Raw genomic sequence first — 26,272 nt, forward strand, 5'->3', positions numbered from 1 at the left:
GTTTGCGACTGATACAACTATTTGAAGGTTGCCAACTACAGGAGGTTGTAATGCCAGATCGAACGGCACTTATTCAGACGGACATAGAGCAGATGGAGCAGTACCTCACCACAAAGCAGTTGAGCGAGAAGACCGGAATCCCCGAAGCGACCTTCCGTTACTGGCGCCATGTCGGCGAAGGTCCCGAGTCGTTTGTTCTCGGCAAGAAGCGCGTGGTCTACAAGCTGTCAAAGCTCAACGAATGGCTTGCAGCGCAGGAGAACAACAACGTTCGTGGCGGCGTCGCCTGATGGCCATCAACCTAGCCCACAAAAACGGCCCCGACGCGGGTGCAACCGCAGTCGAGGCCAGTGAAAACCACCCGCCAACCAAGCAGGAGCAGATTCCAATGAATGACCATACCGCAGGCGAGGTTACGCAGGAGTCGATGGAGAAGGCATCCGCAAACGCGGTTATAGCCGAGCTCCGCCGGGAGCTCGAAGTGACCTTCCCCGTTACACAGTCCGATGTCAGGGAATGGTTCGACGTCCTCGAGACGATGCACGGCGCCAGTCACAAGTTTGACGAGAACCGATGCGAGTACACGACGGATCGGCTGAACTACTTCGCAGACGCTGAGCGCCGCGTGTCCGAGTTCTTCTCGGCCGTCTACATGTACAGCGAGGAAAACCGTATTCCTGATGGCTTCGACTTCGAATACAGCCCTGGCTTATTCGTCCGCTACGAGCCGATGCGCGAGTGGCCCAGCATCCGTGAGGCTGACGGCTTCCGTCCTGTCGAGGTGAGTACGTCCGAGAAGATTTTTAGTGACGGCACGAGCAGTCGCGTAGTCAGTATCGAAGCCGGAAACGCTGAGTTGACCTACGAGTCGGTGCACCTGTTGATCGACTACCTGACCGAAGCCGCGCGCTCGCTGGTCGCCGACGATGCCCCCGAGGGTGATTCGTGATGTCGCTGACTGAACTGGTTCTCGCCACACTGCTCGTCGTTCAGACCGTCTCGTGGATGGTCGCCGACTACAGCCGCTTCGATCCGCAGGGTGGTGATCGCTGAATCATGTCCGGCCGCTCGCTGAACAAGTTCGCGTGGATGGAAGCACTGAGGGGTGCGGACCTCACGCACGCCGAGTACCGAGTCCTGCTGAACCTCAGCACGTTCGCGAGAGGCGACCTGACCAATGCTCACCCCGGTCTCCCCAAACTGTGTGAAGCCGCGGGCGTCTCGGTGCCGACGGCGAAGAAGGCTCTGCGCGTACTCGTTGCTAAGGGCTGGCTTGTGCTCACCGAAGAAGGCGGCAACAAGCACTGGAAGGGCAAGGCAAATGTGTACTCGCTTTCTATCCCCAAGGGGGTAAGTGATTTACCCCCTTGGGGCGCAGAGAAGGGGGAAAATCGCGATCACGAAGGGGGTAAACCATTTTCGGAAGGGGATAAATCGGCACCACCTGAAGGGGGTAACTCACTTACCCCCCATCAGGAAGTACTAACAGGGGATTACATCAATGAAGGGGATCATTTGTCGTCTTACGTAAGTATCGCGAGAGACGAAGAGCCACCCCAAAAAGAAGTTCAATTCATCGAGGAACGACAAGCACCCGCGCCTGGCTTCGCCGCGCCGGCCGAGAAGTCGCCGAGCATCGACCCCGACACGAATCCGCTCGCATGGATCGACAACGCGCTGCACGGTGGATTCAAGATCGGCGAGCGTGAAGAGGCCCAGCGAATGCTCGACGAGGGCGTGCCTTACGGCCCGGTTCGATGGCGAATCCTCGACGCCCGCAAACCCATGAAGCCGCTCGATCGACTCCGCAAACGGCGCGAGTTCATCGACGACTCACCTGCCCAGCCGTCACACGCCCAGACAGGAGCACCGAACACATGACACTCGACAGGACAGGTGAACCCATCGAGAACGCACCCGCACCACGCCGCCCATCGCATGATCCCTTGTGTCAAAGCGGCTGGCTCGGTGAGGATCGCGACGGACACCCGGTGCCATGCCTTCAGTGTCGACCGCATCTCGCCAAGACCGCTGACGTGAACGATCACGGCGCACTAGATCGATGACTGCTCGCAAGATCACGTCACCGACCGAGGCGCAGATCGTCGAGATGATTGCAGACCTCGATCGGCTGGGAGTTCCGGTCACGGCCTCGCGTGCCGATGCTCAGCACGCGCTACGGCTCGCAGGATGCGGCACGGGTACCGATCGGGTACGCATGGCGATGAACAAGCGCAAGGAGGCTGCAGGGCTGACTTCGCGCAACGGCGATGCCACAAAGCCGAAGCCAGTACGCAAAGAGCCGAAGCGCGAAGGGATCGAACGCAAGCGCGCCGCCGAGCTCGCGCTGTCGGTATTGATCGATCCGAGGCTGTTCGGTGCCGCTTGCGTAGGTCATCACCACTTGTTCGATGCTGCTCTGGATGGCGAGAAGTACGACGAGCGCGCCGCCCGACACCTCGAGGCTGTCCAGATCTGTCAGGGCTGCCCGGTTCTCGAAGCGTGCCGAGAGGTTGCGATCGAGAATCCGAAGGCCATAGCGGGCGTCTGGGCCGGTCAGGTGATGACCTGACGACGAACTCGACCCCCGTCCGAAATTCCTAGAGGGGGGTGGCCTCCTGACTGGCCTCAGGTAGTCAATCTTTTCTCCCCCCGACCGACGACGAAAAAATTTGAAATCACGATCTGGAAGGGATCACATGCGCGCTGCACGCGTTACGCAATGCCAACACCCCGGATGCGAGGACCTGCACCGTTCAACGACGGGAAAGTGCTCGGCACATCGCGAGCAGATTCCTGTGAGAGCGAGCGGCGGAGTCGTTCACATCGGTGGTGCATCGATGACATATCGCGAAGCAATCCGACTCGCTGACACCATCGTCGACGCCGTGGAAGGTGCCCAGTCATGACCGAACCAGTCCAAAGCCAGTACTTCGCAGATAATCGACGCGCCGCCGCGCTATTCGTGCATTGGCTCGACGACAACGACGACGGCATGAAACAGATTCTTCACGAGGCGCTCGAACTCAATCGACTCGTGTTCCTGCCCTTGGCCGTTATGAAAATCGCGGTCAATCTGCACCCCGATCTGCTGACGAAGACACCCGAGATCCGCGAATGGCTGCTCGAACTCGCGTACTCGGAAGTCGAAGAGGAGCAGAACAACAGTGACTGAGATCCGCCGCGTCGACGGAGTAATGCTCTCGCCCGACGACGCGTACACGTTGGCTGAGTCGCTTCGGCTCTTCGGCATGGTGCTGTCGAGGCAGGGATCGAGACTGACACCTCGAATCGAGAGACTCCGCACGCAGCTCGTCATCGCCGCTGACGCCCGGACTGACGCAGAGACGAGAACGTCAGTCCCCGTGGATGACTGGCTGCCACTGTCTGCCCATGACCTTTTCGATACCGACACCGCAGCGCGTGTCCTCGGGTGCAGCGCGGGGAACGTGCGTGACCTCGCCCGTCGGGGACACTACCGGCTCACCTCACCGGCGGCCGGTGGCTATTTGAAGCGGACGCCGTGCGAATGCGGGCAGCGCGAGCAAGCTGACAACGACGGGAACGGTGCGCAGTGACCGCCGATCTGCGCACCATCCCCGGCGTCGAACTCGTCAAGACCGGAACCTGGGAAATCAGCACCGGCACATGGCACGTCACCGCCGAGCTGCTCGCCGCGGCGAAGGCATCGCACGAATCCGGCACGATCCCGCGCCCGATCGTCAAACTCGGGCACGTCGACGAACGATTCGACGGCGAACCAGCACTCGGCTACATCGACAATCTGCAGATCCGCGACGACGGCAACACGCTCGTCGGTGATCTGGTCGGAGTCCCGGCCTGGCTCGCCACCATCGCGGCGAGCGCGTATCCGAACCGATCTGTCGAAGCTGTTCACGATCTCGAGTTCGACGGGACCGCGCACCCACTCGTGCTGACCGCCGTCGCACTGCTCGGAGTGACCAAACCAGGCATCTCGACACTGACCTCCCTCGCCGATGTCCGCGAACTCTACGACGTCGCCGCATCCGCTGGCACGCCCGTCACCATCACCCTGCCCGGCAAGGGTGTGCAGATCTCGCACACCCTCACGCCACGTCAGCGGGTCATGGTCCGCGCAGCAGCAGCCCGCCGACGCCACCGCGCCGCACAACAGATCATCGCCGCCATCACCGCACCAGAACAGGAGCAATAACCATGTCCAGCCACAACATCGACGTTTACGCACCCGGCGCAGACATCACCGCCAACGCCACCGCCGAGGTACTCGCCAAGCGCTTCGTTCGCATCACCGGCAACCGCACCGACGGCAATATCGCCGTAGCGCACGCCACTGCAGCCGGCCGAATCTTCGGCGTCGCCAAGCACGACGCGAAGGCCACTGAACTTGTCTCCCTCGCCCGAGGTGCATCGCGCATCGTGAAGGTCACCACAGGCGCAACGATCGCCGCGTTCGCCGAGGTCGAAGTCGGCACCGACGGTAAGGCGATCACCCTCGCAGCCGGTAAGGCCGTCGGCTACGCCGTCACAGGTGCCACATCCGGCGCTGACGCTCAAATCTCCCTCTACTGAACAGGATTCATGCAATGGTCAACTCACTGATTCCCGAACTCAACGGCCGCCGCCTCACTGTCGACGTGGCACTCAGGCAGCCGATGGTCCTGCGTAACCGCATCGCCGCGCTGGCCGATCCGCAGCTCGTTCTCGACAAGTTCTTCACCGCTGCCGGAACACCCGTCGAGGGCGGCGGCATCCTGTTCTCGATCATCAAGGCGAGTGATTTCTACACCGCCAACGACGTCGAGAAGCGCACCCCCGGATCCGAGTACGGCGTCGTAGAAGGCGTACAGCCCGAACCGAAGCTCGCGACCGTCAACGACTGGGGCGGAAAATTCCAGGTGCTCGACGAGCAGATCACGCGCAACGATGTCTCGTACATCGACACGCAGACCACGCAGTTGACGAACACCATCATTCGCAAGCTCAACGATGCTGCACTCGCTGCAGTCGAGCAGTACATCGGCGCCGAGAACACTCTCACCGGTCACGACTGGGGCGATGTCATCACCGTCGGGCCCGAAGCGGACCTGACGCCGAATGCTGAACGGCCGTCGGCTGACCTGTCGGCCGCGCAGCTCGCATCGACGCTGCAGGAGTTGGGCATCATTCACGATCTGCTGGTTCTGCACCCGAACCAGGAGCACGCGCTGAACGTTGCGTATGGCGACAAGCTCGCTGCCATGCTCGAATCTGCAGGACTGGAGAAGTTCGTCAGCCCGCGCGTGCAGGCAGGCGTCGGATATGCGCTCAAGAAGGCCGAGGCCGGCATCGTCGGATTCGAGACCCCGCTCATGGTGGAGAGCTACGACGAGCGCAGCACGCGCAGCAAGTGGGTCCAGGCGTACGCCGTGCCCGCGTTCGCTGTCGAGAAGCCTTACGCAGTCAAGAAGATCGTCGGATTGGCAGGCTGACGTGACTCTGAGGACTATCGCTCACGCACTGCTCACATGGAGTGAGAACGGCAGAGCCCACACCGCCTTCCACGGTGATCTGGTCGACCTGCCCGACGACGTAATCGCGCGTTTCGAGCGGTTCGGCGCATTCGAATCCGAGGCAGTCGTGGCCCTCAAGGCCACGGTTGAAGAACCGGTCGAGTCAACCACTGCCGTAACACCAGCGGTTGCCGAGACGGTCGCCGAACAACCTGCCTTAGATCCGGTCACAAAACCGGAACCTGCGCAGGTGATCACGGTCGAGCAGCCGAAGTTCACAGCAACTAAAGCAGCCTGGGCCGAGTACGCCACTGCACGCGGAATCGCCGTCGACGAACTCGACAAGAACCAGATCATCTTTGCCGTCAACCAACTCGACGAACTGGAGAACCAATCATGACCGACACCGCCGTCACCGAAGACCTGTGGACCCGCATCCTCGAAGCCCTCGCCCTGCCAGCCGAGGCCGATGTCGAGACCGTGGTCGCCGCACTCGAGGATCTCGTCACCACACCGCCCGCCGATCCGAAGGCCGTCGCCGCTGCAGCAGGGCTGACCGCACTCGATCCCGCCGTCGTGGCGCAGCTGCAGTCCGACGCCCAGCAGGGCCGCGTACTCGCCGCTGCAGCACGCAAACGTGAGGTGACGGACCAGGTCGACGCAGCGCTACGCCGCGGCGCAATCACACCGGCACGCCGACAGCATTGGATCGACAACATCGAAGCCGATCCCGTCATGGCGTCGACGTTGGCGAAGATCCCGAACGAGTTCGCGATCGCGCTGACGCCTATCGGCCACGGCGTCGGCGATGACGACAAGGGCGGCGATATCGTCGAGCCTGCGCCCTGGTTCCGCTGACCATATGACCCGGCGTCAACGTCTCCCCGGCTGTCCGTGAATTCCAGCGCAGGGGAATCGATGGCCGGAGAGCGGGTTTCCTGAGTGCTGCACCCTTTGGGCGTGCGCCACCTCCTTTCGCTCGCCGAGACCCGACCAGCGCCACGAATGAGCACCCCGACTCAACCGAGTCGGGGTGCTTTGCTGTCTGCAGACCCCGCCGAAAATTATCGAGGGGGTGGGGGTCTCCTGACTGGCCTCAGGTAGTCAGGAAGATTTTTTTGCAAGGCCTCGAATGCTCCCCGCAAACCAACCCTGAACGGTACAAGCAGGCACAGAAGCAACGCTCGAAAGCTCGGGATTAGGAACCTTCTGGTGGTTGTAGATTTTGGGGAGGAAGCCTGTGGATAAACAGGCGTACGGCGCAATTTCGCCATCACAATGTGGTAACGACGCGCTTGAAATGCTCGAAGCGCAGCAACTAGATTAGCCAACATTCCCACACATGCCATAGATTGTAGGTACAGTCAAACGAAACTGTGGAACAAACTGTGGATAACTTCCTGCTTTCTGTGGATAACATGAAGCAGGATTTGAGGTCGTCAAAGAAAGGAGACACGACATGGCAGATGTTCATGACGTGGCAGCACTGATTCTCAATCGCTACTCCTCTGTTGATGCCTTCAAGCTGCAGAAATTGGTCTACTACTGCCAGGCCTGGAACCTCGTGGCAACTGACGAGCCTCTCTTTACAGATTCGATCAAGGCGTACGAGAACGGGCCAGTTGTCGGGCGTCTCTTCTACTCTCACAAGGGTCGCAGACGGCTATCGCCACATGATCTGAACGAAGGCTCCACAGAGAATTTGACGGACTCTGAACAGGGCTTGATTGACGCCGTACTCGACGCCTACGGCTCGTTAACCTCCGATGAGCTGGTGGAATTGACCCACCGTGAGGATCCTTGGATCAATGCGTGGGCACGGGCCTCTGTGAATCCCCGCATCGATCAGGCCTCCATGCGGAAGTTCTATGCGCATATGAGTGCGATACCGGCCGACCAGCGCAATGATGATCAGCGCGTACCTCGCCTAAGCGACGCACGCGTGACCTATGTTTGCCCCGATGACCTCGCTGAGATGACGTCAGAAGATGACGAACCATCTGGAGCTCTACTTCTCGCCGTTCGCAGGGCGAGAGCAAATCTGGGGTGAGCGTTCCGTGGGAGCGCGTGGAACGTCTCAGTGACGAACACGCCCTTGACGAGTTTTGCTGTGAAGACCCAGACATGGACAAATGGTTCATCAATTCTTCAAGGCAGCAAGACAGCGCCGGCGGATGTGCCGTTCATGTTTGCGTGAACGCGGACGAGCGCGTCGTTGGGTTTTTCACTCTGACCAGCATTGAGATCCGCGGCGACTCCGTATCCAAGGGGGCAAGTTCCGGCATGACCATCGTGCCGAGCACCCTCCTGGGGCGCCTGGCACTAGATGGAGATCTCAGAGGCCAGGGTATCGGTGCGATTCTCATGCTCGAGGCGTTGCATGCGACTTGCCTAAGCACGAAATATGTCGCTAGTCGTCTGGCTGTGCTGGACGCCAAGAATGAGAAACTCGTGGAACGGTACAAGGAGCTTGGGTTCAACCCCACCAAAACCGATCCGCTTCGCATGTGGATGCGGATCTCGACGGCCAAGAAGACATTGGAAGCGGCTGGCTACGCCCTGTAGGGCTCACTTCGGTACGCAGAGAGTACGCAGTAGATCTGAAATACCCCAGATCGTGCCAACGGTAGAAACGCACTTATCTGCTGGTCAGAGGATTTACCGTATCGAGTCAATTCTCACCAACGCCCGAGAACACACAAGTTGTCAACGCGTGCCTGGATCGAATTCGGCGAAACAAGTCACGCCAAGCCTTTTCGCTCTCCGCCGACAATGTGGAGGAACCTCGCGATTCTCACGATCATGTCGAAGCCGTGGACATGAGGATGACCGTCGATCAAGCCTTGGCCCTGCTGCCGCCTGAGCAGCGCGCTGCCGTCGTTGCGGTGGACATGGAGGGTTATCCCGTAGCCGAGGCCGCAATTCGGCTCGGCATCCCTGTGGGAACGGTGAAGAGTCGCTGCGCTCGCGCGCGCAAGCGTCTAGCCGCCGAATTGGCCGAGTTGGGTGGCCGAGGGAACCGATCGTGATGTCGACGCGTCTAATCTTTGTGAGCACCAGAACAGGTAGCCGCGCGCAGAAAGGGGAGGCTCGTGAACGATTCGTACGTTCCTGCCCCACCTTTCTCCGAAGACTTGCTGGCCGATCTTCACGGCGGTGTTCTCGACCCCGAAACCAGTGCTACCTTGTGGGTCCTCGTCGACGACGATCCGGACGCGCTGGCGTTCGTCAGCAAACTCGACAACGTCAGTCATTCACTGCGGACGTGGGACGAGCGCATCGCCCCGCACGAGCCCATGCCGCCCGAGTTGGCAGCGCGCATCCACAGCACATTGGACAGCGAGTGGAAACAGCAACAGGCGCAACATGATTCCGATTCGAATGTAATCTCCATCGCCCGCTCGCGACGCCGGCTACTGATGGGTGGTGCCGCTGCCGCAGCAGCCGTAGCGGTTGTGGCTGTGTTGATTGCGGTACGCCCCACCGAACCGAACGCCGTCATCACTGCGCAACCCACTCCTACCGTAAGCGAAAACCCGACTCCCGAAAGATTCCTCACCTTGATCGGATCCAAAGATCTTGGTCCACTCGAGGATTCACTCAAACTGGCAGGTTGCCTGCAGGCAAACGGATTCTCGCAAGATGAGCCACTTCTCGGATCGGGCGAGGTCACCGTCGACGGCAACCCAGCCGTGGTGCTCCTACTGCGCGGCACGCAGCCACGTCAGATCACCATCCTTGCCGTCGGCCCGGAATGTAGCGCTGACAAACCGAACACGCTGTCCGTCAACACTATCGGCTAGTTCACTTTTCTGCGACCGGCAACAGCAGCGCCAGGATGCGCTCGCGGAGTTCCTCCGTATCATCCTCCACCGCAATGAGACTCGAGAACATCGCAGCTCCGGCCGCCATCACCAGCACAGCTTTTGCGTCCAACAGCGCGGCGTCGCGGTCTTCCGAATCTTCCAGGAACAACTGAGTACTCGGCCCACTGAACCCGCGCCACAGCTCGTTGCGTAGATCGTCGTGATCGCGCAATGCCGCCAACAGTCCGGGCGCCGCAGCACGAACCTCGGGGCGAGCGAACAACTGCGCGCTACCGGCCACCACCCAGCGGATCCACCCGTCGCGATCCGTTCCCTCGAAGGGCGTCAGATCCGGGGTGGCGCCGAGGATCGATCCGAGAACCAAGTGCGCTTTGGACGACCATCGACGCGACATCGACGCCCTACTGACTCCGGCTCGGGCGGCGATGGCGCGCACGCTCAATTGCTCCCAGCCGACCTCGAGCAGCATGGTGCGGGTGACTTCGAGGACTGCGTCGTCGATGCGTGGGTCTCGGGGGCGACCAGATCCTGTGGTGTTCATCGTCTCGAATTGTCGAACAGATTTGGCGTCGGCGCTATATCGTCGTAGATACGAGTCCACTGGCATCGTAATGGATCCGCCGAAGCAGGAAGAAGAACATGACCCCCACGATCTTCGAACCGGCCCGTCTCGGGCCGCTGACCTTGAAGAACCGCATCATCAAAGCTGCCACCTTCGAAGGCGTGATGCCGCGGGGAGCGATCTCCGACGACCTGATCAACTTCCACGCCGAGGTCGCTCGCGGGGGTGCCGCCATGACCACCGTCGCGTACTGCGCCGTCTCACCCGGTGGCCGCGTCCACCGCGACACCCTCGTCATGAACGAACAGGCGCTGCCCGGTCTGCGCCGTCTGACCGAGACGGTCCACGCCGAAGGAGCACTCGCCGCCGCACAGATCGGCCACGCCGGACTAGTGGCCAACACCCTCTCCAACAAAACGAAAACCCTGGCCCCGTCGACGCGATTGAGTCCGCCCGCGATGGGTCTCGTCAAGGGAGCGACACTCGCGGAACTCGACGGCGTTGTCGCCGACTACGAGCGCACCGCGCGCATTGCCGTCGACGCCGGATTCGACGCCATCGAGGTGCACCTCGGCCACAACTATCTGCTCAGTTCGTTCATGAGCCCCAATCTGAACAAGCGCCACGATCAATACGGCGGAACCGTCGCCAGGCGTGCCGAATATCCGCGTCGGGTGATCGAAGCAGTCCGCAGGGCAGCCGGACCGTCGGTTGCCGTCACGGCGAAGTTCAACATGTCCGACGGCGTCCCCAAAGGACTGTGGCTCGATCAGAGCCTGCCCATCGCCAAGATCCTCGAGGCCGACGGCCATCTCGACGCCATGCAATTGACCGGCGGCAGTTCACTTCTCAACGGAATGTACTTCTTCCGCGGCGACGTTCCGATGGCGGAATTTGTTGCGTCCCAGCCCAAACTCGTGGGTTACGGCCTCAAGTTGTACGGCCCGACGCTCTTTCCCAAGTACCCCTTCGAGGAAGGGTTCTTCCTTCCATTCGCCCGCCAGTTCCGCGAGGCGCTGAGTCTGCCGCTGATCCTGCTCGGCGGCATCAATCGCGTCGACACCATCAAGGGAGCACTCGGTGAAGGTTTCGAGTTTGTAGCCATGGCTCGGGCACTGCTTCGAGATCCGCAGTTGGTCAACAAGTTTCAGTCCGAATCGGTTTCCGAAGGGCTGTGCGTCCACTGCAACAAGTGCATGCCCACCATCTACACCGGCACGCGCTGCGTCGTCCGAGAGGCTCTGCGCCCAGCGACCACATAGCGCGCAACTCCCCACTAGGCTGTTCGACAACCGAGCAGCGTACGAAAGGAGTTCACGTGCCACGCATCAACGCCGCTACCGTCGGCGAGCATCGCGCAGCGCAGCGTCGTGCGCTCCTGAACGCTGCCCGCGAGGTTCTTGCCGAAGGAACCGCGGACATCCCGTCGTTCGGTGAGATAGCCAGGCGCGCCGGACTGGCCCGATCGAGCGTCTATCAGTACTTCAACTCCCGGCAGGACCTACTCGACGCACTGGTCGAGGATTCATTCCCGCGGTGGTCGCAGAAGTTGGCTGAGGCCATGGCGGAGGCCGACGGCCCCGCCGGTCGCATCCTCGCGTACGTCGACGCCAATCTGATCCTGGCCGCAGACGGCGAACACGCGATCGCGGCGTCACTGAGCCAGATCGCACCCGGCCCGAAGTTCGATGAGAAGAGCCGGGCACTGCACGGCGATCTTGTCACTCCGCTGCTGCACACGCTGCAGGAACTCGGCGCACGCGACCCCGCCGTCACTGCCGAACTGATCAACGCGATAGTTCACACCGGTGTCCGGCAAATCGAACGCGGCACCGATCCGGATCAGGTGCGCCGCAGTGCTGGCGCCCTGGTCGCACCGTATGCACACGACCCCAGCTGAGCGCCTGACCACTTTTGCGCCGGGCCCGGGAACAACACCCCTTATCCTGGTGTTGATCGGTACGGCTCTCCAAGAAGCGGAGGGTCTGCACTCACTATTGGAAGGCTCGCATGACCACCCAGCTGGAAACCACGCCCGCGGTCCATGACGTCATCATTGTCGGTTCCGGACCGGCCGGCTACACCGCTGGTGTCTACACCGCGCGCGCTGAGCTCCAGCCCCTGCTGTTCGAGGGAACGCAGTTCGGTGGCGCCCTCATGACCACCACCGAGGTCGAGAACTTCCCCGGATTCCGCGAGGGAATCATGGGACCGGACCTGATGGAACAGATGCGTGAGCAGGCTCTGCGCTTCGACACCGACATCCGCACCGAGGACGTCGACGAGATCGACCTGAGCGGCCCGATCAAAACCGTCGTCGCGAACGGCGAAACCTACGCCGCGCACGCAATCATCCTCGCGATGGGCGCCGCAGCGCGTTACCTGGGGATTCCCGGTGAAGAGCGTCTCCTCGGCCGCGGCGTCAGCGCCTGCGCCACCTGCGACGGCTTCTTCTTCCGCGACCAGGACATCGTCGTGGTCGGCGGCGGCGACTCCGCCATGGAAGAAGCAACCTTCCTCACCCGCTTCGCCCGCTCGGTCACCCTGGTGCACCGCCGCGAGGAGTTCCGCGCCTCACGCATCATGCTCGAGCGCGCCAAGGCCAACGAGAAGATCCGCTTCCTCACCAACGCCGAACCCCTCGAGGTCCTTGGCGAGAACAGTGTCACCGGCCTCGTGGTCCGCGACACCGTGACCGGCGAGACCTCCACCCTCGAGATCACCGGCATGTTCGTCGCCATCGGCCACGATCCCCGCAGTGAACTCGTCAAGGGCCAGGTAGACCTCGACGACGCCGGCTACGTCCGCGTTGCACCCGGTTCCACCGCAACCTCGGTCGACGGCGTCTTCGCGGCCGGCGACCTGGTCGATCACACGTACCGTCAGGCCATCACCGCTGCCGGCACCGGATGCTCCGCTGCGATCGACGCCGAACGCTGGCTCGCCGACCGCGGCGACATCACCGCAAACACCCTCGACGCCGCCGGTCACACGGTCGACGTCGTCGGCGCCCCCTGATTCACCCAGCTGTCGTACCCAACCCTCGAGGAGTAACAGTGTCGAATACCGTCACCATCACCGACGATTCCTTCAAGCAGGACGTCCTGGGCAGCGACAAGCCCGTTCTCGTCGACTTCTGGGCAACCTGGTGCGGCCCGTGCAAGATGGTCGCCCCCGTTCTCGAGGAAATCGCCGGTGAGAACAGCGACAAGCTGACCATCGCCAAGCTCGACATCGACGCCAACCCGGCCGCAGCCCGCGACTTCCAGGTCATGTCGATCCCGACGCTGATCCTGTTCAAGGACGGACAGCCCATCAAGACCATCGTCGGTGCAAAGGGCAAGGCAGCGCTGCTCAAGGAACTCTCGGACGTACTCTGAGTACCCTGTGAACGTAGGGGATTCTCGCAATCCCCAGGTTTTCTGAGATAATCGATCGATGTGCCTGATCAGATCCACTTCCAGGCACATCGATCGAATTCTTTTGCCGATCCGAGAGGTTTTCACGCATGCATCGACTCCGACACGGTGATCACGGCCCGGCCGTCGCCGAGATTCGGGGCACATTGACGAAGCTGGGATATCTGCACCACATCCCGTCCAGCATTCGACGTGAAAGCGGCGACGGTGCCCATTGGGTTGCGCCGGACGTCATCTTCGATCATCACCTCGACAGCGCCGTTCGTGCCTTCCAGCAGCAACGTGGGCTACTTGTCGACGGCATCGTGGGCCCGGCAACGTATCGGTCCATTCGTGAGGCGTCGTACCGCCTAGGCGCCCGCACTCTGATCTACCAGCTGTCCGCTCCGCTGTACGGCGACGACGTGGCAGCACTGCAGACCAAACTCCAGGATCTCGGCTTCTACTCGGGGCGCGTCGACGGCTTCTTCGGGCCGATGACGCACGAGTCGTTGTCGTCCTTCCAGCGTGAGATCGGCATCGCCGCCGACGGCATCTGCGGCCCCCAGACTCTGCGCTCGCTCGACCTTCTCGGAACTCGTGTCACTGGCGGTTCACCCCACGCGATCAGCGAGGAAGAACTGGTGCGGCGCAAGGGCCCGCAGCTGGGCGGAAAGCGGATCGTCATCGATCCCGGTCTGGGCGGCCCGTCCACCGGAGCGATTGTGAACGGTATCTCCGAGTCCGATGTGCTGTGGGATCTTGCGATGCGCCTCGAGGGGCGTATGGCTGCAACCGGAATGGAGACGTTCCTCTCGCGGCCGCACAATGTCGATCCGTCAGAGGCTGATCGGGCATCAACTTCCAACGCGTTCGACGCAGACCTGATGATCTCGCTGCGGTGCGACAGCAATCCCAGCCCGTCCGCAAACGGTGTGGCGAGTTTCCATTTCGGAAATTCACACGGTTCGGTCTCGAAGATCGGTCAGATTCTCACGGGGTTCGTCCAGCGCGAGATCGTTGCCCGAACTCCGTTGCAGGACAACAGGACTCATGGTCGCACGTGGGAATTGCTGCGACTGACCAACATGCCGACGGTACAGATCGATCTCGGATACCTCTCGAACGCGAATGATGCTGCGGTGCTTACCAATCCGCGTATGCGTGACACCATCGCCGAGGCCATCCTGATTTCGGTCAAACGCCTGTACCTGCTTGGGCAGGACGATCAGCCCACCGGCACGTTCACGTTTGCCGAGCTTCTCGCAGAAGAACTTTCGGTATCCGACCGCAACTGACACGCGCGTTACTCACACGCGTGTCAGTTCACCGACCTGAATCATCTCGAGGGCCGCGGCCTGCAGGAGTCGATCGAGGGCTTCCTCGACGTCGACTTTCCACTCGTGGTCCCGATCGAGTTCGAGCCGCAAGCGTGGGTACCGATGATGGGGCGCAACAACCTCGAAGCCGTAATCCTCGAGGAAATCTGCGCTGATCATGCATTCCTCCGGTGAACATTCCAATGCTGCAGTTGCCGACGCGATATCCGACGCCGACTCCTGCTCATGTGCGCGGATACCAAAAGCCTCGAGGGCACGGACACCGCGTCGAACGAGATCGGTCACGACAGCGGAAATGAGGGCCGGCCCGAGGCTTTCCTCGACGCCCGACGGCTCCAGCCGAAGACTGGTCAGCAGAACGGCGTCAGAGCTGACGGGACTGGTGGGGAACATCTGGGCGCGCGGAATGGTGCGGGGAGGGGCGTAGAGAGCGCTGCCGAGTGGTTTGCCGTCCTTGACCGCGACCTGGCCGCAGGATCCCCACTCGAGCATAACCATCGACAGCCACGCTTCTTTTTCGAATTCCTGATCGCAGAATCCCCGCGCATCGTGAAGGGCCGCCGGATCCATCTCCCAGAACACACAGCGGCGAGCGTGTGCCGAAAGTTGATCGAGACCGTCAAGCCGCAGCGATGTGATGACGTGAGTCGACACTGGCTAACTCACTTCCGTAGGTCGCGATCTCAATTTTGGTATCTGCCGAACATTTAGGTCTCCGCCGCACATTTTTGCCCTACCCGACGCGTTTTCCTTCTCCAGAATAAGCCACCACAACTCCGTCTGCGCTGCCGCTGCACCCGCCACATCAAAACTGTTGCGGTTCAAAGTATTTCACTTCCAGGAACCGCTCAGCCTCAACATTTTGTCACAGTGACAAAACTAGCTGGTATGGATGGATGTCGATGTTTCGTCACTTGTTCGATTTCTGCGCTTCCATCATGCCCACGATGCGCTGAAGGTCATCCACCGAGCCGAACTCGACCACAATTTTGCCCTTCCGCTTACCCAAACTCACCGTCACGCGGGTGTCGAACGAGTCGGACAACCGCTCCGCCACATCCTGCAGACCCGGCATCACGATCGGCTTCCGCTTCTGTGGGGGAGCGATCTCACTGTCCGCGCGGTTGGCCAAAGTGACAGCTTCTTCTGTCGCTCGGACCGACATTCCTTCCGCCACGATGCGCGCCGCCATCACTTCCTGAGCGTCGGCACCCGCCTCGAGGGAGAGCAATGCACGAGCATGCCCGGCCGACAGGACGCCAGCAGCGACGCGTCGTTGGACAGCCACCGGCAGCTTCAGCAGACGGATCATGTTGGTCACGACGGGGCGCGAGCGACCGATACGGTTCGCCAATTCCTCGTGCGTCACCTCGAATTCTTCGAGCAACTGCTGATACGCGGCAGCCTCCTCGAGGGGATTCAACTGAACACGATGAATGTTCTCGAGGAGCGCATCACGCAACATCGAGTTGTCGTCGGTCTCACGAATGATCGCCGGAATCTTCTCGAGGCCGGCTTCCTGGCTCGCCCGCCAGCGGCGCTCACCCATGACAAGTTGGTACTTGTCGCCGTTGCGGCGAACCACGATCGGCTGCATCAAACCGAACTCACGGATGGAATGCACCAACTCCGCAAGTGCTTCTTCGTCGAAAACGTGACGCGGCTGCTTCGGGTTGGTCTCGATCAGACTCGGTTCGATCTCGAGGTAGACAGCGCCAGCGGATGTCAGTTCAGACTCGAGTTCATCCGCGGTCGGCACTGCAGTCTTTGCGGCGCCAGCTTTCGATTTTGCCGTTTTGGGGGCCGCTGTCTTCGGTGGGGGAGGGGAGGGGTTGGCCTTCTCGCCGCCGTTTTCACGGCTTCCGATGTCACCGCTTCCCACCTCACCGCCGATGATGAGATCCGCTGCTGCCGCCCCCAGTCCGGGTGCAGTGGCCGGACCGGTAGGAATCAGTGCGGCAAGGCCGCGGCCCAATCCGCCTTTACGTGCCTGGCTCATCTCACTGCTCCTGCGTCGTAGTGGTGACAGAGCGTCCGGCCAATTCGCGGCCGGCATCGAGGTAACTCATCGCCCCGCGTGAACCCGGGTCGTAATCGAGAACGGTCATGCCGTAGCCCGGAGCTTCGGAAACCTTGACGCTTCGGGGAATCACAGCCCGGAGAACGGTGTCGCCGAAGTGCTTACGCACCTCTTCTGCCACCTGGTCGGCGAGCTTGGTGCGGCCGTCGTACATCGTCAGGAGAACGGTCGAGACATGCAGATCGGGATTCAGGTGTGCCTGCACCAATTCGATGTTTCGCAGCAACTGGCCGACCCCCTCGAGGGCGTAGTACTCGCACTGAATCGGGATCAGAACTTCCTTGGCCGCGACCATCGCGTTGACGGTCAGAAGGCCGAGAGACGGCGGGCAGTCGATGAGGACGAAGTCCACGTCCAGCTCCGCGAGCACCTTGTCGTTGAGCGCGCCCTTGAGACGATTCTCGCGAGCCACCATCGACACCAGTTCGATCTCGGCGCCGGCCAAGTCGATTGTCGCGGGGATGCAGAGAAGCCGTTCACTGTGCGGGCTTGTCTGAACCGCGTCAACGGCCTTCACTTCGCCGATGAGGAGCTCATAGCTCGAAGGGGTACCCGAGGTGTGAACGACGCCCAGAGCGGTGCTGGCGTTGCCCTGAGGGTCCAAATCGACCACGAGGACGGTAAGCCCTTGAAGGGCGAGCGCAGAAGCGAGGTTGACGGTTGTTGTTGTCTTGCCGACGCCACCCTTCTGGTTGGCGATCGTGATGACCCGACGGAAAGCGGGCTTGGGCAGGGTCACCGAGTGTGGGTGCAGCACCTGGCTTGCGCGATGCGCGGCGGCGCCGATCGGAGTCTCTTCCGAGGAGATCTCGGAATAGGGAGCCGTGAAATTCTCGTCGTCATTGATCACCGGATCCGCGTTCACGCTCGGCTGCGGTGTTGCTGTTTCACGTGAAACAGCGGTCTCCGGCGACGGAGCGGTTTCGGACGTAGTAACAATTTCCGGTGAAACCACGGCTTCAGATCGACCCGACATTGACTGCTCCTTCGATTGCGAATCGACCACTGCGTGCTCTCATCATGTGTACTTCCTTCGTCATCGCTGACGCCGTTTGGGGAGACGCTCGGCCTTGACCACGACGGTGGGCGTCCGGAGAAATTTGGATCCACACTCGAGTATTTCGAACTTGCCCGCGCCGAGTTTGGTCAACGCGGTTCGGTCACGCTCGATCTCTTCCGCAGCGCTCGAACCCTTCAGCGCAAGCATCCGACCGTGCTCGTGAATGAGGGGGAGTGACCAACGGGCCAGCTTTTCCAACGGCGCAACAGCACGCGACGTCACTACGTCGGCACCGCCCGCTTCCTTCACTACGCCAGATTCTTCGGCGCGCCCCCGGACCACCAGAACATCCAATCCGTTGGATTCGATGAACTCGGCGAGGTACACAGACCGTCGTAGAAGCGGTTCGACCAGAGTCACTTTGAGGTCCGGCCGCGCGATTGCGAGAGGGATACCCGGCAACCCGGCTCCACTTCCTACGTCGACAACAGACTCACCTTCGGCGATCAACTCACCAATAACAGCGCAGTTGAGCAAGTGACGTTCCCAGAGTCGCGGCACCTCGCGAGGTCCGATGAGACCACGCTCAACGCCGTCCGTTGCCAGAGATTGGTAGTAGCGTTCTGCAATGTCGTATCGATCGCCGAACACAGCGCGCGCAGTCGCTTGTTCATCCCAGTCAACCGACGCCGCACCATTTTGTTCCACGTGAAACATCCTCCCGCGTATACCGCGAAATCAACAATCAAGACCAAAGTTATTATCCGTGTTATCGCCGACAAGTGTTCACTTCTACGCGTCGACTCGCTGTGAGTCTGCCAACTCATTCGCAGTCGCGCCAGGTTTCACGTGAAACATACTCATTCAAAGAGAGATCCCCTCGAGCAGTATCATCACAGTGACGAAACTAAGCAGTGTTCCTATATGGGGAAATTCATCCCGAAAACTGTCTAATTCATTGAACTTGAGGTGAGGCGTTTCACGTGAAACCATCCGGCACATTCATCCCGCCCCAGACATTCTGAAAAATGACACTTACCGACTCGTGGCTCACGTACATGGGTGCGGGTTCTACTCACTTCATGACGGCCAGGAACAGCCGACCGGGGGAGGGGACTTAATCGGCAGCCTGTTCCCGAACTTCGGATTGCTCGTCTCGACGAATTAGTCGCCAACCATAAATACTGCCGAGATCCGGAAACACTCCATGACACTGAAGGACTCGGCGACGACTGGATTCAGGTCGCTCGGCAACAACAAGCCGGGGAAGTCGCGCACATGTTCCTCGATACTTATCTTCCGTTCGCAGAGAACGGATCCGGCGACCTGTTATACGTCGACACCCGCGGGGTCAGCAACAAGGTTTCGTTCGCGAGTTCGGCTGGGAGGTCGCTGATGACTGCGATCCTGTATCGGCGTCGTTGACGGATTATGTCGATTCGGTTCGGATCAGTATCGAATCGGGCACCGAACATTCCGGCCTGCTTCCGACCTTCGAGGAAGGCGCGCTCATATGGGACGTCGACTACAGCGACAGCCCTCCGCCAGTTCCTCCGCCGAAACCGACTGTGATTCGAATACCGTTCGCCCTGACGAGCTTTCTGCCGTCACAGATCGGTCCCGAAGATGACCTGATCGATCTCGACGTCGTCAGGCAAACAATCATCGACACGGCCTAGGTGTACCGGCCATCAGGTTGGTGACAGCCGGCTGATCGGCGGCAGGCCTCCGAGTGCGCTGTGACGTCGTCGAGTGTTGTAGTACTCGATCCAGGGCGCAAGCGCGGCGGTGCGCTCGGCGTTGCTGGTGAACACCTGCCGGTAGGCCCACTCGGCCTGCAGGGTGCGGTTCAGTCGTTCGACCTTGCCGTTCTGCCATGGGCAGTGCGGTTTGATGAACTTCTGACGGATGCCGCGCTAGGCGCAGACCGCACGCAATGACCACCGGTAGGCCCAGGCGTTGTCGGTCATCAGCCGTTCGATCCTGGTGATCCCGTTGCCGGCGAAGTAGTCAATCGCGCGGATCAGGAAACCCGCACAGGTGGCGCCTTTCTCGTCCGGCAGGACCTCCGAGTAGGCGAGCCTGGAATGGTCGTCGACGAGCGAGTGAACGTAGTCGAATCCAACCTTCGTCGAGTAGTCCCGCTCCCGGTGCTCGCGGCCGCGGGCACACCATCCGCCGCCGTCGGGGATCCGGCCGAGCTTCTTGACGTCCATGTGCCCCAGCTCGCCGGGGCGCTGACGTTCGTAGCGCACCGCGGTGGTCTTCGACGAGCGGATCACCTCTCCGGTCAACGGGTCGCAGTCGGCCAGATACGGCACCTGGTGTCGTCGCAGGACGCGGGAGACGGTGCGGGCCGGCACCCCGAGTTCCGCTGCGAGCCAGTCCGGTCCGCGTCGTTCACGCATGCGTAGTTTCGACGATCCGCGTCTCGACTGTGGCCGCGGTTCGGGTCGGCATCATGTGCGGACGAGAGGACCGATCGTGCAATCCCGCCTCACCCTCGGCCGCGAAGCGGTCCACCCAAGTGGACACACATTTACGGGAAACCCCATCGCGCTGGCGATATGGGCCTTGGGCCAGCCGTCCCGGTGGCGTTCGACGATGAGCATTCTCCCGAGATACGTGGTGCGGGCATTACCGTGGGACACGAGAACCTCCGGTGGGAAGTGGGCCTTCGACAAGCCACACCCCAACCGGAGGTTCTCTTCACATCAAGCCGACACGCCCGCTACCAATGTCCTGGCCGGGTACACCTAGGCGTCGTATCCGAAAGCAATCATCGACGGTTGTACAGCGATCTACCGCCAAGTGTCCCGCCAACGAGGTGTCTCGGTCAGTTGGCTCGTCGGGATCGACACACGGACTGTAACCTTCGTTGCCGTGGTGACGGGTATCGGCAACGAAGTGATCGTTCACGAGATACCAGAAGAGGGTGCCGTTTTCGCGACCGTTTCACGTGAAACCGATTGCCGGAAAATGCAAAAAGAATGCGAACCCCGGATCGAATCCGGGGCTCGCATTCTTGTACTGCTGGGGGAGTGTCAGTCCTTCAGGACAACCACTCGACGTGACGGCTCAGCGCCTTCACTTTCGCTCGATACGCCCTTCACCTTGGCGACGGCGTCGTGCACGATCTTGCGTTCGAACGGCGTCATCGGCGCCAGTTCTTCGCGCTCACCGGTTTCGAGAACACGTGCAGCAGCCTCGGCACCGAGGGCACTGAGTGCTTCACGACGGCCTGCGCGCCACCCGGCGATATCGAGCATCAAGCGGCTACGTTCGCCTGTGGACTGCTGGACGGCAAGGCGGGTCAATTCCTGGAGAGCGTCGAGAACCTCGCCCTTACGGCCAACCAGCTTGGTCAGATCGTCCCCGCCGTCGATGCTGACGATCGCACGATCGCCCTCGACGTCCAGGTCGATATCACCGTCGAAGTCGAGTACATCGAGCAACTGCTCGAGGTAATCGCCGGCGATTTCGCCTTCTTCGATCAGGTCGTCGTCAGAATCGTCGATGTCTGAATCTTCGACGTCGACGTCGGTAACGGGCGCAGCGATTTCAGTGCTCACGTCTGCGTTTTCTCCATCCAAAGCGGTGTCAGCATCACTGGACATTGGTCGTTCTCTTTCCTCGATCAGCGCCGCTTATTGCGCTTGGGGGAGTTACCGCGATTGCTCTGTGGCCGGTTCTGTTTCGGTTTCGACGAAGCGCCGCCACCCCCCGAGCCGGTGGGCTTGGTCGCTGGCTTGTCGGCCTTGTTGAGAGATACCTCGGGCAACTCGGATTCGTCTGATGATTCCGTCGCACTCAGTGCGGCCGGAGATCCCTTTTTCTTGGCGGGATTCGGGCGAGCACCGGGCTTGGGAGCATTGTCGTTTCGACGTGAGATCGCTTCCTGCTTCTTCTCTTCTTCTTCGGCGTCGATCTTGCGGAAGACGAGGTGCTGCTGACCGTAGGTCCAGATATTGTTGGCAACCCAGTACAGAAGAATTGCGATAGGCAGGAACGGTCCACCGACCAGAACACCGAGCGGGAAAACGTAGAGCGCGAGCTTGTTCATGATCGCGGACTGTGGGTTCGCTGCGGCAGCTTCGGACTGGCGGGCGACGGATGCGCGGGAGTTGAAGTGCGTAGCAATGCTCGCGATGATCATCAGCGGAGCTGCAACCAGGATGATGTTCAGTCGTGACGGCAACTCGGGAACGTTCTCGGTGACGTAAGCCTGAAGCTGTGCGACGGGGGTTGTGATAGCAGCCGAGATCGGTGCACCGAACAGACGTGCGTCCAGGAAGGATTGCACATCCGCAGCGCTGAACACGTAGTTAGGCGTGCTGGCGTTCGTAGCGGGATCCATACCCAGCTGACCCATACCGGTTCCGGTTCGGTTGAACGAACGTAGAACGTGGAACAGACCGATGAAGACGGGTGCCTGAGCCAAGACCGGGAGGCAACCCATGATCGGGTTGAATCCGTGCTCTTTCTGGAGCTTCTGCATCTCGACAGCTTGACGCTGACGGTCACCTGAGTACTTCTTCTGCAGAGCCTTGATCTGCGGCTGCAGTTCCTGCATCTGTCTGGTGGTGCGGACCTGCTTCACGAACGGCTTGTACAGAACCGCACGCAGCGTAAACACCAGGAACACCACTGCGAGTGCCCAGGCGAAACCGCTGTCTGCGCCGAACACAAAGCCGAAAACCTTGTGCCAGACCCACAGAATCGCGGAGACCGGATAGTAAATGAAATTGAGCACGGCTCTAAGTACTCCTCTGTTCGTCCATAGGACCGCGGTGGCGGCAACCCGCATCACGGCCACGACGGGGCGGAACGGGGTCCCACCCTCCAGAATGCCAGGGGGCACACTTCGCCAACCGCACCACAGTCAAGAAAAGGCCTTTGATCGCCCCGTGTGTACGGAGGGCATCCACCGCATACTCGCTACACGTGGGGGTGAACCGGCAGGTCGGCATCCGCAGGGGCGACACATACGTCCGGTACAACTCGATACAGAAGATGAGAACAGTGGCGGGAGCGCGACGCACAGCCTTCAAAACCGTCAGAAAACGGGAGGCTTGGGGAGTTTCGATCTGCTCATCGAGCGGAGTACTCATGGCTCTTCACTTACCGACACCAATAGATTCATTTTGCCCAGACCTGCGCGCAACTGCTTGGCCAACTCATCGGAACTGGCGCTCGCGCTACCCGGAAGTGCACGAATAACCACGTCTGTTTCCGGTGAAACCTGTTGTGCGAGGTCTGCACATATATGACGAAGCCGGCGCGCGACTCGATGTCGAATCACCGCCGGCCCGACAGCCTTGCTCACGATCAGCCCGAATCGGGGACCGTGATTTGTTACTACCAACGCCTCTACCTGCTCGCGATCGAACGCGTGCACGACAAGGTCGCGTCTTCCCATACGACGACCACGTCGCACCGCCACGGAAAAATCCGAGTGGCGGCGCAACCGGTACGGCTCAGGCAACACCCCGAGCTCCTGATCTCAGAATCAGATCAGGCTGTCAGGGAATCGCGGCCCTTACGGCGACGCGCCGAAACGATTGCACGACCCGCACGGGTACGCATACGAAGACGGAAGCCGTGAACACGCGCGCGGCGGCGATTATTCGGCTGGAACGTCCGCTTGCCCTTGGCCACGGTCAACACTCCTCGAAGTTCATTGGCGCCTCCCGGCGCCCTCTAATTGATCGGCGCCACCTGAGCGCCTTGGATCTAACGGTCTTCTCCACCCGGCAAGCGGCTTGGATAATCCTTCCGACCCGACATATGTAGTCAGCACGAAACGATCACCACCAGCGGGTGACTGTTCGAGGTTACTTACCACCGTTGCCAAGGTCAAACCAGCGCATTCGGCGGCCACTCCTCCGAAGCAGAAGCGACACGCCGAATGTCCTCGAATCCCCGATTTTCGAACCCGGATGTGCATAGGTCGTTGACCTCGAGCGAGGCACCGAGTGTGACCTTGGCAACATTTTCGCAACGGTGCTCAGAGCATACAAAACCCGGTGTACGCAATTCCGGCGGAAGAGCACTCGACAAGGCCTCATCTGCACGTTCGGTCCGGGGGTCAGGTTGCGACGCGGAAACCCAAGTTTTGGCATTCATCCACAGGGCTGTGAGTATCAACGCACCGCTACCGCCGAGTGTCCAACGCCTCGAGTTACATCAAAAGGCCAGGTAGATCGACTTCGGGTTGGATTCTCAGGAAAAATCCCACAAATAAACCGACTCGGTGCACGTTTGTCCACATCTGTGGATAATTGTGTGGAAACACAGTTCAGGTGGCATATTCGTAGGCTGTTACGAGGTTTCTCACCTCAGGTGGCAGACACACCAACAGACATAACAAAAGTGTCACACCAGCGCACATCCCCACCACCGAACATCCATGCCGCAGCAACGTGCTCGGTAGCGCCAGCGCACTCGCTGTCGGTGAAACACGGAAGGAACCACGTGAACGACGATCCCAACGCGCTCGAACGTGCCTGGGTCGACGTGGTTGCAGAACTCACGAGTGATGACCCCGGGAACGATCTTCCGATACTGAGTAGTAAGCAGAAGGCATTCGTCCGCCTGGTGAGACCACTCACACTCGCGCAAGGATTTGCACTCCTCTCGGTTCCGTCGTCCTTCGCTCAGGAGACCATCGAGCGCGATCTGCGCGAACCGATTCTGCAAGCACTCGGACGACATCTCGGTGGACAGGTCGAAGGCCTCGGCGTCCGTATCGCTCCTCCCGACGAAGATTCGGCAGAACCGGAAGAGCGCACAGGAAGCCGGCAGTTCGAATCGGTCAGCAGTTCCGGCGCCTACCGTCGACGCCGATTCACCGAAGGCGACGGGGAACCGTCCGACTCCGAGACCGCCGAGAGCGAAGAGGTCGACGACGACCGGGAAGCATTGGCGAGCGTTCACGAATCGTGGCCGTCGTACTTCACGAAACCGCCGTCGACGCCGTCCTCGTCGAATTCCGGTGCAAATAGCCTCAACGCGAAGTACACGTTCGACACGTTTGTCATCGGTTCGTCCAACCGATTTGCTCACGCTGCCGCGGTCGCGATCGCGGAGGCGCCCGCCCGGGCCTACAACCCTCTCTTCATCTGGGGCGCGTCCGGGCTCGGCAAGACGCATCTGCTGCACGCGGCCGGCCACTATGCGCAACGGCTCTTTCCCGGTATGCGCGTGAAGTACGTCTCCACGGAAGAATTCACGAACGACTTCATCAACAGTCTTCGCGACGACCGCAAGGTGGCATTCAAGCGCCGCTACCGCGAGACGGACGTCCTCCTCGTCGACGACATCCAGTTCATCGAAGGCAAGGAAGGTATCCAGGAAGAGTTCTTCCACACCTTCAACACCTTGCACAACGCGAACAAACAGATCGTCGTCTCCTCCGACCGGCCGCCCAAGCAGTTGGCAACCCTCGAGGAGCGTCTGCGAACGCGATTCGAATGGGGCCTGATCACCGACGTTCAGCCGCCGGAACTCGAGACGCGTATCGCGATCTTGAGCAAGAAGGCGCGGATGGATCGCCTCGAGGTGCCGCACGACGTCCTCGAGCTGATCGCCAGCCGGATCGAGCGCAACATCCGCGAGCTCGAGGGCGCGTTGATTCGTGTCACCGCGTTTGCCTCGCTCAATCGGCAGCCGTTGGATCTCACGTTGGCGGAAGTTGTCCTTCGGGACCTGATGCCTGATTCGTCGAGCCTCGAGATCAATGCGGCGACGATCATGGCCGTGACGGCCGAATACTTCAATATGTCGATCGACGACCTCTGCGGGCCGGGTAAGGCCCGTCCGCTCGCTCAGGCACGCCAGATCTCTATGTATCTGTGCCGTGAGCTGACGGATTTGTCATTGCCGAAGATCGGTCAGACGTTCGGGCGTGACCACACCACGGTCATGTACGCGGACAAGAAGATCCGTAAGGAAATGACCGAACGTCGCAAGGTGTACGACCAGGTACAAGAGCTGACGGCTCGGATCAAGCAGCGTTCCAAGCGCTGACCTGCATTTTTTACCGGTGCCCCCTCGAGGGGGAAAGTCCTTCCCTCGAGGGGGCACCGCTGTGTCGACTGCGTCCCTCGAGGGCGTGTCATTCCTCCAAACCCACGACACGCCGGGGTTCGACACGCCGATTTAGTTAAACCTTTCGTTTCTTCTGGAAAGTATTCACATCTGGGGATAACTGTGTGGATAACTTCGAAAGTCTGTGGAGATCTCGAGGAGTAATCCGAAAACTTCTTGTCTGTGCACAGAGGGGCCTGATCGCTCCTCGAGTCTGTCCTCGAGAAGTCCACAAGCCCTCGAGGGGGCAGACCTGCATCGACAACCGTTACTCCACAGATTGCACAGGACTTATTACTACTACTGAGAAATTTCTAGGAAAAGCTCTTTAAAAGTAGATTTGTGGACAACTCCTGTGAGGAACCTCGGAACGGGCCTCGCTCGTCCCCGTCTCGGCTTTCCTGATCGCCCCTCGAGGGCATACGGTTGGCGTCGCACCCCGTTGTGCCAAACTTGTCATCTGACGTCTGTGCCAGACTTGCTGT

32 protein-coding genes and 1 pseudogene are annotated in these 26,272 nt (G+C 60.6%); 22 read left to right on the top strand and 11 right to left on the bottom strand.

The annotated features are described in order from the left end of the window. Window positions 1-50 precede the first annotated feature (50 nt). From R4P64_RS03350 to R4P64_RS03420, 15 genes are all read left to right on the top strand, one after another. Window positions 51-290: a helix-turn-helix domain-containing protein gene (locus R4P64_RS03350; RefSeq protein WP_317819267.1), complete on the top strand. Its 240-nt coding sequence runs from the start codon at window positions 51-53 to the stop codon at window positions 288-290. A gap of 98 nt (window positions 291-388) precedes the next feature. Beyond that, window positions 389-949, top strand: a complete 561-nt coding sequence (locus R4P64_RS03355) for a hypothetical protein (protein WP_317819268.1) — start codon at window positions 389-391, stop codon at window positions 947-949. Window positions 950-1,056: 107 nt separating this feature from the next. Further along, window positions 1,057-1,881 carry a helix-turn-helix domain-containing protein gene (locus R4P64_RS03360; RefSeq protein WP_317819270.1) on the top strand — a complete coding sequence of 275 codons (825 nt, stop codon included), beginning with the start codon at window positions 1,057-1,059 and terminating at the stop codon, window positions 1,879-1,881. Window positions 1,882-2,062: 181 nt separating this feature from the next. Continuing rightward, entirely contained in the window at window positions 2,063-2,572 is a 510-nt protein-coding gene (locus R4P64_RS03365) for a WhiB family transcriptional regulator (RefSeq protein ID WP_317819272.1), read from the top strand. A gap of 333 nt (window positions 2,573-2,905) precedes the next feature. Beyond that, a complete protein-coding gene (locus tag R4P64_RS03370) occupies window positions 2,906-3,175 on the top strand; it encodes a hypothetical protein (RefSeq protein ID WP_317819274.1) in 270 nt (89 codons plus the stop codon). Then, window positions 3,168-3,578: a DNA-binding protein gene (locus R4P64_RS03375; RefSeq protein WP_317819276.1), complete on the top strand. Its 411-nt coding sequence runs from the start codon at window positions 3,168-3,170 to the stop codon at window positions 3,576-3,578. The genes R4P64_RS03370 and R4P64_RS03375 overlap by 8 nt, the downstream gene beginning before the upstream one ends. Continuing rightward, the gene (locus R4P64_RS03380; protein WP_317819278.1) at window positions 3,575-4,195 is read left to right on the top strand and encodes a hypothetical protein; all 621 of its coding nucleotides are present in this window, start codon (window positions 3,575-3,577) and stop codon (window positions 4,193-4,195) included. Before R4P64_RS03375 ends, R4P64_RS03380 begins: the two co-directional genes overlap by 4 nt. 2 nt (window positions 4,196-4,197) lie before the next feature. Further along, window positions 4,198-4,572, top strand: coding sequence for a DUF2190 family protein (locus R4P64_RS03385; protein ID WP_317819280.1), 375 nt, complete (start codon window positions 4,198-4,200; stop codon window positions 4,570-4,572). 14 nt (window positions 4,573-4,586) lie between these two features. Beyond that, window positions 4,587-5,471: a major capsid protein gene (locus R4P64_RS03390; protein WP_317819282.1), complete on the top strand. Its 885-nt coding sequence runs from the start codon at window positions 4,587-4,589 to the stop codon at window positions 5,469-5,471. A gap of 1 nt (window position 5,472) precedes the next feature. Continuing rightward, entirely contained in the window at window positions 5,473-5,892 is a 420-nt protein-coding gene (locus R4P64_RS03395) for a hypothetical protein (protein WP_317819284.1), read from the top strand. Then, the gene (locus R4P64_RS03400) at window positions 5,889-6,350 is read left to right on the top strand and encodes a hypothetical protein (protein WP_317819286.1); all 462 of its coding nucleotides are present in this window, start codon (window positions 5,889-5,891) and stop codon (window positions 6,348-6,350) included. Before R4P64_RS03395 ends, R4P64_RS03400 begins: the two co-directional genes overlap by 4 nt. A gap of 601 nt (window positions 6,351-6,951) precedes the next feature. Beyond that, entirely contained in the window at window positions 6,952-7,542 is a 591-nt protein-coding gene (locus tag R4P64_RS03405; RefSeq protein WP_317819288.1) for a Panacea domain-containing protein, read from the top strand. Continuing rightward, window positions 7,539-8,057, top strand: a complete 519-nt coding sequence (locus tag R4P64_RS03410; RefSeq protein WP_317819290.1) for a GNAT family N-acetyltransferase — start codon at window positions 7,539-7,541, stop codon at window positions 8,055-8,057. Before R4P64_RS03405 ends, R4P64_RS03410 begins: the two co-directional genes overlap by 4 nt. Before the next feature lie 80 nt (window positions 8,058-8,137). Then, entirely contained in the window at window positions 8,138-8,521 is a 384-nt protein-coding gene (locus tag R4P64_RS03415; protein ID WP_411742638.1) for a sigma-70 family RNA polymerase sigma factor, read from the top strand. A gap of 63 nt (window positions 8,522-8,584) precedes the next feature. Further along, a complete protein-coding gene (locus R4P64_RS03420) occupies window positions 8,585-9,295 on the top strand; it encodes a hypothetical protein (protein ID WP_317819292.1) in 711 nt (236 codons plus the stop codon). A 1-nt stretch (window position 9,296) separates the two neighbouring features. On the opposite strand, the gene R4P64_RS03425 is transcribed toward R4P64_RS03420, so the two are convergent. Next, on the bottom strand, window positions 9,297-9,860 hold the full coding sequence (locus R4P64_RS03425; RefSeq protein WP_045066051.1) for a helix-turn-helix domain-containing protein: 564 nt from the start codon (window positions 9,858-9,860) through the stop codon (window positions 9,297-9,299). Between the two features lie 98 nt (window positions 9,861-9,958). Here R4P64_RS03425 and nox point away from each other — a divergent pair, with 98 nt between their 5' ends. The 5 genes from nox to R4P64_RS03450 all read left to right on the top strand — a co-directional run bounded on the left by nox (window position 9,959) and on the right by R4P64_RS03450 (window position 14,577). Then, window positions 9,959-11,143 (top strand): 4,4'-dithiodibutanoate disulfide reductase, encoded by a 1,185-nt coding sequence (gene nox / locus R4P64_RS03430; protein ID WP_033235294.1) that lies wholly within the window; start codon window positions 9,959-9,961, stop codon window positions 11,141-11,143. 56 nt (window positions 11,144-11,199) lie between these two features. Continuing rightward, window positions 11,200-11,781, top strand: coding sequence for a TetR/AcrR family transcriptional regulator (locus tag R4P64_RS03435; RefSeq protein WP_033235295.1), 582 nt, complete (start codon window positions 11,200-11,202; stop codon window positions 11,779-11,781). 110 nt (window positions 11,782-11,891) lie between these two features. Continuing rightward, window positions 11,892-12,899, top strand: a complete 1,008-nt coding sequence (trxB, locus tag R4P64_RS03440) for a thioredoxin-disulfide reductase (protein WP_045066055.1) — start codon at window positions 11,892-11,894, stop codon at window positions 12,897-12,899. A 38-nt stretch (window positions 12,900-12,937) separates the two neighbouring features. After that, window positions 12,938-13,261 (top strand): thioredoxin, encoded by a 324-nt coding sequence (gene trxA, locus R4P64_RS03445; protein ID WP_033235297.1) that lies wholly within the window; start codon window positions 12,938-12,940, stop codon window positions 13,259-13,261. A gap of 128 nt (window positions 13,262-13,389) precedes the next feature. Then, a complete protein-coding gene (locus R4P64_RS03450) occupies window positions 13,390-14,577 on the top strand; it encodes an N-acetylmuramoyl-L-alanine amidase (RefSeq protein ID WP_033235298.1) in 1,188 nt (395 codons plus the stop codon). Between the two features lie 12 nt (window positions 14,578-14,589). Here the strand turns inward: R4P64_RS03450 and R4P64_RS03455 are convergent, their stop codons facing one another. The 4 genes from R4P64_RS03455 to rsmG form a co-directional block, all read right to left on the bottom strand. Next, window positions 14,590-15,273, bottom strand: coding sequence for a hypothetical protein (locus R4P64_RS03455; protein ID WP_033235299.1), 684 nt, complete (start codon window positions 15,271-15,273; stop codon window positions 14,590-14,592). 256 nt (window positions 15,274-15,529) lie between these two features. After that, window positions 15,530-16,618 (bottom strand): ParB/RepB/Spo0J family partition protein, encoded by a 1,089-nt coding sequence (locus R4P64_RS03460; protein ID WP_095887544.1) that lies wholly within the window; start codon window positions 16,616-16,618, stop codon window positions 15,530-15,532. A gap of 1 nt (window position 16,619) precedes the next feature. Beyond that, on the bottom strand, window positions 16,620-17,675 hold the full coding sequence (locus tag R4P64_RS03465; protein ID WP_233363932.1) for a ParA family protein: 1,056 nt from the start codon (window positions 17,673-17,675) through the stop codon (window positions 16,620-16,622). Window positions 17,676-17,735: 60 nt separating this feature from the next. After that, the gene (gene rsmG / locus R4P64_RS03470) at window positions 17,736-18,416 is read right to left on the bottom strand and encodes a 16S rRNA (guanine(527)-N(7))-methyltransferase RsmG (protein WP_033235301.1); all 681 of its coding nucleotides are present in this window, start codon (window positions 18,414-18,416) and stop codon (window positions 17,736-17,738) included. A 704-nt stretch (window positions 18,417-19,120) separates the two neighbouring features. Here rsmG and R4P64_RS03475 point away from each other — a divergent pair. Beyond that, window positions 19,121-19,378, top strand: a complete 258-nt coding sequence (locus R4P64_RS03475; protein ID WP_317819298.1) for a hypothetical protein — start codon at window positions 19,121-19,123, stop codon at window positions 19,376-19,378. A 12-nt stretch (window positions 19,379-19,390) separates the two neighbouring features. Here R4P64_RS03475 and R4P64_RS03480 read toward each other — a convergent pair. From R4P64_RS03480 to rpmH, 6 genes and pseudogenes are all read right to left on the bottom strand, one after another. After that, window positions 19,391-20,350 (bottom strand): annotated as a pseudogene (locus R4P64_RS03480) (IS481 family transposase). Between the two features lie 393 nt (window positions 20,351-20,743). Continuing rightward, the gene (locus tag R4P64_RS03485) at window positions 20,744-21,316 is read right to left on the bottom strand and encodes a protein jag (protein WP_033235303.1); all 573 of its coding nucleotides are present in this window, start codon (window positions 21,314-21,316) and stop codon (window positions 20,744-20,746) included. 20 nt (window positions 21,317-21,336) lie between these two features. Then, the gene (gene yidC / locus R4P64_RS03490) at window positions 21,337-22,452 is read right to left on the bottom strand and encodes a membrane protein insertase YidC (protein WP_033235304.1); all 1,116 of its coding nucleotides are present in this window, start codon (window positions 22,450-22,452) and stop codon (window positions 21,337-21,339) included. A gap of 4 nt (window positions 22,453-22,456) precedes the next feature. After that, complete coding sequence (gene yidD, locus R4P64_RS03495) at window positions 22,457-22,810, bottom strand: membrane protein insertion efficiency factor YidD (protein ID WP_045066062.1); 354 nt, start codon at window positions 22,808-22,810, stop codon at window positions 22,457-22,459. Next, window positions 22,807-23,187 (bottom strand): ribonuclease P protein component, encoded by a 381-nt coding sequence (rnpA, locus tag R4P64_RS03500; protein ID WP_045066064.1) that lies wholly within the window; start codon window positions 23,185-23,187, stop codon window positions 22,807-22,809. The genes yidD and rnpA overlap by 4 nt, the downstream gene beginning before the upstream one ends. A gap of 26 nt (window positions 23,188-23,213) precedes the next feature. Continuing rightward, the gene (gene rpmH / locus R4P64_RS03505; protein WP_003942540.1) at window positions 23,214-23,357 is read right to left on the bottom strand and encodes a 50S ribosomal protein L34; all 144 of its coding nucleotides are present in this window, start codon (window positions 23,355-23,357) and stop codon (window positions 23,214-23,216) included. Between the two features lie 816 nt (window positions 23,358-24,173). Here rpmH and dnaA point away from each other — a divergent pair. Beyond that, complete coding sequence (gene dnaA, locus R4P64_RS03510; protein ID WP_033235306.1) at window positions 24,174-25,727, top strand: chromosomal replication initiator protein DnaA; 1,554 nt, start codon at window positions 24,174-24,176, stop codon at window positions 25,725-25,727. The last annotated feature ends 545 nt before the right edge of the window (window positions 25,728-26,272 follow it).

The sequence above is a fragment of the Rhodococcus sp. IEGM 1366 genome (genome assembly GCF_033142425.1).
GTDB classification, from domain to species: Bacteria; Actinomycetota; Actinomycetes; order Mycobacteriales; family Mycobacteriaceae; genus Rhodococcus_F; species Rhodococcus_F globerula.

Excerpts from the sequence above, each read along its gene's own strand:
- R4P64_RS03465 (WP_233363932.1), bottom strand. The coding sequence starts at position 17,675 with ATGTCGGGTCGATCTGAAGCCGTGGTTTCACCGGAAATTGTTACTACG.
- R4P64_RS03405 (WP_317819288.1), top strand. The coding sequence starts at position 6,952 with ATGGCAGATGTTCATGACGTGGCAGCACTGATTCTCAATCGCTACTCC.
- R4P64_RS03460 (WP_095887544.1), bottom strand. The coding sequence starts at position 16,618 with ATGAGCCAGGCACGTAAAGGCGGATTGGGCCGCGGCCTTGCCGCACTG.
- nox (WP_033235294.1), top strand. The coding sequence starts at position 9,959 with ATGACCCCCACGATCTTCGAACCGGCCCGTCTCGGGCCGCTGACCTTG.
- R4P64_RS03390 (WP_317819282.1), top strand. The coding sequence starts at position 4,587 with ATGGTCAACTCACTGATTCCCGAACTCAACGGCCGCCGCCTCACTGTC.
- R4P64_RS03370 (WP_317819274.1), top strand. The coding sequence starts at position 2,906 with ATGACCGAACCAGTCCAAAGCCAGTACTTCGCAGATAATCGACGCGCC.
- rsmG (WP_033235301.1), bottom strand. The coding sequence starts at position 18,416 with ATGTTTCACGTGGAACAAAATGGTGCGGCGTCGGTTGACTGGGATGAA.
- yidD (WP_045066062.1), bottom strand. The coding sequence starts at position 22,810 with ATGAGTACTCCGCTCGATGAGCAGATCGAAACTCCCCAAGCCTCCCGT.
- R4P64_RS03450 (WP_033235298.1), top strand. The coding sequence starts at position 13,390 with ATGCATCGACTCCGACACGGTGATCACGGCCCGGCCGTCGCCGAGATT.
- R4P64_RS03425 (WP_045066051.1), bottom strand. The coding sequence starts at position 9,860 with ATGAACACCACAGGATCTGGTCGCCCCCGAGACCCACGCATCGACGAC.
- trxB (WP_045066055.1), top strand. The coding sequence starts at position 11,892 with ATGACCACCCAGCTGGAAACCACGCCCGCGGTCCATGACGTCATCATT.
- R4P64_RS03385 (WP_317819280.1), top strand. The coding sequence starts at position 4,198 with ATGTCCAGCCACAACATCGACGTTTACGCACCCGGCGCAGACATCACC.
- R4P64_RS03355 (WP_317819268.1), top strand. The coding sequence starts at position 389 with ATGAATGACCATACCGCAGGCGAGGTTACGCAGGAGTCGATGGAGAAG.
- R4P64_RS03400 (WP_317819286.1), top strand. The coding sequence starts at position 5,889 with ATGACCGACACCGCCGTCACCGAAGACCTGTGGACCCGCATCCTCGAA.
- R4P64_RS03485 (WP_033235303.1), bottom strand. The coding sequence starts at position 21,316 with ATGTCCAGTGATGCTGACACCGCTTTGGATGGAGAAAACGCAGACGTG.
- R4P64_RS03365 (WP_317819272.1), top strand. The coding sequence starts at position 2,063 with ATGACTGCTCGCAAGATCACGTCACCGACCGAGGCGCAGATCGTCGAG.
- R4P64_RS03360 (WP_317819270.1), top strand. The coding sequence starts at position 1,057 with ATGTCCGGCCGCTCGCTGAACAAGTTCGCGTGGATGGAAGCACTGAGG.
- R4P64_RS03350 (WP_317819267.1), top strand. The coding sequence starts at position 51 with ATGCCAGATCGAACGGCACTTATTCAGACGGACATAGAGCAGATGGAG.